Annotated in this window: 5 protein-coding genes, 2 tRNA genes, 1 rRNA gene and 1 pseudogene; 3 read left to right on the plus strand and 6 right to left on the minus strand. The window is 46.0% G+C overall.

All coding sequences use genetic code 11. The features are described from left to right. From DWZ16_RS14990 to DWZ16_RS15000, 3 genes are all read right to left on the minus strand, one after another. A 16S ribosomal RNA gene (locus DWZ16_RS14990) occupies positions 1–99 on the minus strand; the annotation flags it as partial. Positions 100–642: 543 nt separating this feature from the next. Next, a complete protein-coding gene (locus tag DWZ16_RS14995; RefSeq protein ID WP_117796893.1) occupies positions 643–1,200 on the minus strand; it encodes a chromate transporter in 558 nt (185 codons plus the stop codon). Positions 1,201–1,215: 15 nt separating this feature from the next. Next, positions 1,216–1,791: a chromate transporter gene (locus DWZ16_RS15000; RefSeq protein ID WP_117796894.1), complete on the minus strand. Its 576-nt coding sequence runs from the start codon at positions 1,789–1,791 to the stop codon at positions 1,216–1,218. Positions 1,792–2,061: 270 nt separating this feature from the next. Between DWZ16_RS15000 and DWZ16_RS15005 the strand changes: the two genes are divergently transcribed. From DWZ16_RS15005 to DWZ16_RS15015, 3 genes and pseudogenes are all read left to right on the plus strand, one after another. Beyond that, positions 2,062–2,466: a LysR family transcriptional regulator gene (locus DWZ16_RS15005; RefSeq protein ID WP_182427386.1), complete on the plus strand. Its 405-nt coding sequence runs from the start codon at positions 2,062–2,064 to the stop codon at positions 2,464–2,466. Next, positions 2,457–2,798 (plus strand): LysR substrate-binding domain-containing protein, encoded by a 342-nt coding sequence (locus tag DWZ16_RS15010; RefSeq protein WP_243022054.1) that lies wholly within the window; start codon positions 2,457–2,459, stop codon positions 2,796–2,798. The genes DWZ16_RS15005 and DWZ16_RS15010 overlap by 10 nt, the downstream gene beginning before the upstream one ends. A gap of 624 nt (positions 2,799–3,422) precedes the next feature. Then, positions 3,423–3,731: pseudogene (locus DWZ16_RS15015) on the plus strand (Uma2 family endonuclease); the annotation flags it as partial. Positions 3,732–3,761: 30 nt separating this feature from the next. On the opposite strand, the gene DWZ16_RS15020 reads toward DWZ16_RS15015, so the two are convergent. The 3 genes from DWZ16_RS15020 to DWZ16_RS15030 all read right to left on the minus strand — a co-directional run bounded on the left by DWZ16_RS15020 (position 3,762) and on the right by DWZ16_RS15030 (position 4,706). Next, entirely contained in the window at positions 3,762–4,382 is a 621-nt protein-coding gene (locus DWZ16_RS15020) for a flavodoxin family protein (protein WP_118523166.1), read from the minus strand. A 164-nt stretch (positions 4,383–4,546) separates the two neighbouring features. Continuing rightward, positions 4,547–4,619, minus strand: a tRNA-Gly gene (locus DWZ16_RS15025). Between the two features lie 13 nt (positions 4,620–4,632). Further along, positions 4,633–4,706 (minus strand) — tRNA-Pro (locus tag DWZ16_RS15030). Positions 4,707–4,849 lie beyond the last annotated feature (143 nt).

Here is a 4,849-nt window from a genome sequence, read left to right on the forward strand (position 1 = left end):
CTTCCATCCGAAAACTTCCGCTAGATTGCTTCGTTCGACTTGCATGTGTTAAGCACGCCGCCAGCGTTCATCCTGAGCCAGGATCAAACTCTCATGTTAAAGTTTTGATTCCAGTCAAAATTCGCTTGGCTAATTTTAACCGTTATTACTGTTGTTTTGGTTTTGTTCTGAATGTTCTCTTGAACTTCAAGGCTTAACCAAAAGCCTTTGTTCTTAGAATTTTCAGGGTTTTACATACTGTTCAGTTTTCAAGGTTCTTTGTTGTTGTCTCATCGACAGCTTATTTATATTATCATAAGCAATTGACTTTGTCAACAACTTTTTTATTTTATTTTTAATCTTTCTCAGAAACCCATTTGCGTTTCCGCTCTTATTTCTTCGATTGATTCGTCCTTGTCTCAAGGACGTATGTTATGATACCAGAGTTTCCAAGGATTGTCAACGATTTTTCTATATTTGTTATTCTTTTTATTTTGTTGTGATTTTTAGAATATTCTAACTATTTGAAGTCTATGCATCTATTTCCCCTAATCCCAGAAATGGCATCGAATCAAAAGAATCCGATGCCATTTCCATCCATTCATAAATACCGCTTTCAATCTCCATCTACACTCTCATTTATATCTATTACCTATTCCTATACTACCTCTCAATCAATTTAACTGCCAGGCTGACACCGCCGCAGACCCACATCACAAGAATTGGGTTCAGTTTCCATTTACGGAGCGCTATAAAAGCTGCCGAAAAAAGAACCAGACTGCCCCACTGGATCATCCTTTCCCCATTTACCTCTGGAAGAACTGCTGCCAGTAGCATCGAAAGTCCGGCACCTGCGATCAGCGCCACTACCGCTGGGCGAAGACTGCCTAAAATACTTCCCATCGCAGAGCCGCCACGGTAACGCCGATATATGTATGCCAATACCGATACAATGATACAAGATGGGAAAATACATCCCCAGGTTGCCGCAACCGCCCCCGGAAGTCCCGCTATCCGAATTCCGACAAAGGTTGCTGAATTGACCGCAATCGGTCCCGGCGTCATTTCGGCGATCGTGATAAGATTCGTAAACTCCGTCATCGTGATCCATCCCTGTCGTTCCACAATCAGGCTCTGTACCAGTGGAATCGCCGCGTAGCCGCCGCCCACGCTGAAAAGCCCTATCTGCAGAAAGCTCAAAAATAATTGTATATAGATCATATCTATTCTCCCCCTCTATACCGCACCGGCCGTCTGCTCACGTTTTCTCATCCAGATAAATCGAATCGTTCCCGCCAGAATACCCGCCGCAATGATATAGATTACATTCACATCCAGCACAAAATCAGCCAGGAACGCAATTACCATGATTGCAATTGAATACAGCTTTTTTTCCTTCAGAACATTCACTCCCAGCCCACAGGAAACATCCAGAATCACAGCCGCCACGCCGACTCGCATTCCCTCTAGTGCTGCTGCCACCCAGATGTTCGACGCAAACGCGGCGTAACAGACGGATAAAACCGCCAGAATCGCCATCGGCGGAAGAATCGTTCCGATGACTGCCACCACCATTCCGGCAAACCCATATACTTTCCAGCCAACCAAAATTGCCCCATTTACCGCAATCGCGCCCGGACAGGACTGTGCCAGTGCGGTAAAATCAAGCATTTCCTGTTCATCAATCCAGTGAAGCTCATCCACGAAACATTTCTTCATAAATGTCACAATGACAAAACCGCCCCCGAATGTAAATGCGCTGATATAAAGTGTTTTTAAAAATAAAACCAGCAGTCGATGCTTCTGTTTCATCTGCCATTCCCCCTTTTTCTATTTTATCTTTTGTCTCTCCCAGTTCTCCTTCACGCAAAACAACATTCCTTTTTCTGTGCCCATTATAACACTTGCCAATTCATTTTAAAATTACTATAATTTATATATAGTTCTTATCAAAATATCTATGATCGTCTATAAAAGCAGCGCCGTCAAAAATAACCTTTCTGACGGCAGGCAAAAAGCAGGACAAACACACAGATACGAATGTTTCCCACTCCTTATGAAACATTCAGGAAAGGAGTTTTCATGACACTGCGGCATTTCCGAATTTTTATCGAAGTAGCATCCGCCGGAAGCATTACACAGGCGGCACGCAATCTCTACCTGACGCAGCCAACCGTCAGCACCGCCGTCCGGGAGCTCGAAGAACACTACGGAACATTATTTTTCGACCGGATCAACCAGCGTCTGCGAATTACCGGCGAAGGGCGGCGTTTTCTCGACTATGCACGTCATTTTATCCAGATGTACGATGAAATGGAACTGGCATTTTCCAATTCCGGAATCAGCGGAGTTCTCCGCATCGGTGCCAGCACCAACGTGGGGATTTCCTATCTGCCACGTTTCATGCAGCTATTTCAAGAGACATATCCCAGGTGCACACGCAGGTCCATATACAGACGACCGCACAGACGGAAGCCATGCTCTTAAATGGGGCGCTAGATCTTGCAATCGTCGGCGGAACCATCCACTCCGAACAGATTGCCCTGACTCCCCTGTTTCAGGAACACTACACCGCCATCTGCGCGCCGGGACACCCGATGGCAGGAAAAACCGTTTCCATCAATACATTTATGAAACAACCGCTGCTCTTTCGCGAAGTCGGCAGCACCTCCTATGAAGTATTTCAAAATGCCATCCGCCAGACCGGCTGTGAGGTCACCCCTGCCTGGGAAAGCACCTCGCAAGAGGCCATTCTCGAAGCCGTCCGCCTGGGGCTTGGCGTCACGATTCTTCCAAGCACTATGATCGAGCTGAGCTGAGACTCAGTGCCATTTCCCGGATCTATTTTTCGGATTTTTCTTTTCAAAATACCGTTCATCTGGCGTGGCATCAGAGCAAGTTTCTGTCTCCTGTCATGCAGGATTTTGTCCAAATGGCGCGTGAACTTTTGCCATCCAACCATATTTCCGCTCAAAATCCCCCGGGAATCTTCCCTCATACATATCCTGTCCACAGAAATTTTCCGAAGGGCTCTCCCGCAGCTACGCTCACTGATCTGCGATATTGAACTACCCTGGGAAAAATTTCGAAATGCATCGGTGCTCTCTCAGATGCCTCTTCGTCATTTTCTGGCAAATGCGTTCTTTTCCGCTCTACTGGAACCAGGCAGCGGACTGGAAGATATGATTCTACAGATGCAGGGGATCGCGTTAGAGTATGCCATCGTCCGCTACAGCCTTTTCCTGTGATGGATGCATGACGGTTCCGGTAAACTTCCGTATGAGACGGTTCGCGATTATCAGGTCATCATTATCCATATGACCTGATACGACGCTGAGGTTATCTGGGATTGGTTGCGAATACGTACGGATAATTGAAAATAATTTCTTCCTGTAATATACTTTTAGCTATAGGTATACCTATATTTAAAAGATTACTGGAATTTGCCCGACGGACAGCGTGCAAAGCTGATCGACGGGCAATTTTATAATATGGCACCTCCGAGCCGGATTTATCAGGAAATTTCCTACCAGATTTCCCGCCTTCTTGGAAATTATATCGAGTCCAACGGCGGAAAATGCCGCGTTTATCCGCCTCCTTTCGCCGTCAATCTGGATGCGGATGATAAAGATTGGGCTGAGCCTGATATCTCTCTTATCTGTGATCCGAATAAATTGACCGACCGCGGCTGTTCCGGCGCTCCCGATCTCATTTTCGAAATCGTATCTCCATCCAGCCGGCGCATGGACTACCTTATCAAAAATGCTCTGACTCCCTTAAACTTACCGAATAAAATTCGTCGCCGTCCGCTCCTCCTGTTCCGGAAGACCATATTCTTTCTTGCCAAGCTCGATGGACTTCATAAGAAATGTCATATTCTTTGCAAGCATCCGCATCGTCTGCTTGCCTTCCTCATCCATCTCTGCCTCCCCTTTCTCACAGCCGTGAATACTGTTCCAGTATCTGCTGGATGCGATCGGCATATTGCTGATGGTAAAAAATTTGTTCAATTCATCAAAAGTCGCTGAGCAGCCGCCTCTGCGTGCACAGACTACACTGGCACCCACCTTCATGCTCTTATCAAAGGACGTGCTGTAAAACAAGCGGTCAAGACAGGCAATCAGCGTCGCATTAGCCGATGCATAGTAGACCGGACTGGCAATCACCAGGCCATCCGCCGCCTCAAAGAGAGGTGCCAGCTCATTTACGATATCATCAAACACACATTTTCCAATTTTGCTGCACTGGTTACAGGCAATACAGCCCCGGATATCTTTATTTCCAATCTGTATGGTTGTTACCTCTACCCCACTATTTCGAAATACATTCTCCATTTCCCGGATGGCAATGGATGTGTTGCCGTTTACACGTGGACTTCCGTTTAGAATTAATACTTTGCTCATTTGGTTTCCTCCTTTTACTCTGCGATACATTTATTCCAACAAATTGCTTTTAAACAGTCTGTAAGCGTATATATTGTCTTCAGGTGTCTACAACTGTCTACATGAAAATGAAAATGCAAAAAAGCGGAAACCTGATGAATCAAAGCTTCCGCAATAATAAAAAGAGCGCGAGACGGGACTCGAACCCGCGGCCTCGACCTTGGCAAGGTCGCGCTCCACCAACTGAGCCACTCGCGCATATTTGTAAGAATCGGGGTGACAGGATTCGAACCTGCGACCTCCTGGTCCCAAACCAGCGCTCTAGCCAAGCTGAGCCACACCCCGTCATCCACGTTTATATTTGATTTTCTTGAAAGTTTATATACCTTCAAAACTGCACACTGAATTTCTTCTACTTTCTATCTTTCATCCTTCAGGAAATAACTTCCTCTTACCTATCCTTAACCATAACCTTTTGGTTAAGCCCT

Origin of the sequence: Clostridium sp. AF29-8BH, from assembly GCF_003478145.1 — a bacterium.
GTDB lineage: Bacteria > Bacillota > Clostridia > Lachnospirales > Lachnospiraceae > Otoolea > Otoolea fessa.

What these genes read in the sequence shown, in the direction of transcription:
- DWZ16_RS15010 (WP_243022054.1), top strand. Translation starts at nt 2,457, where the DNA reads ATGCTCTTAAATGGGGCGCTAGATCTTGCAATCGTCGGCGGAACCATC.
- DWZ16_RS15005 (WP_182427386.1), top strand. Translation starts at nt 2,062, where the DNA reads ATGACACTGCGGCATTTCCGAATTTTTATCGAAGTAGCATCCGCCGGA.
- DWZ16_RS15020 (WP_118523166.1), bottom strand. Translation starts at nt 4,382, where the DNA reads ATGAGCAAAGTATTAATTCTAAACGGAAGTCCACGTGTAAACGGCAAC.
- DWZ16_RS15000 (WP_117796894.1), bottom strand. Translation starts at nt 1,791, where the DNA reads ATGAAACAGAAGCATCGACTGCTGGTTTTATTTTTAAAAACACTTTAT.
- DWZ16_RS14995 (WP_117796893.1), bottom strand. Translation starts at nt 1,200, where the DNA reads ATGATCTATATACAATTATTTTTGAGCTTTCTGCAGATAGGGCTTTTC.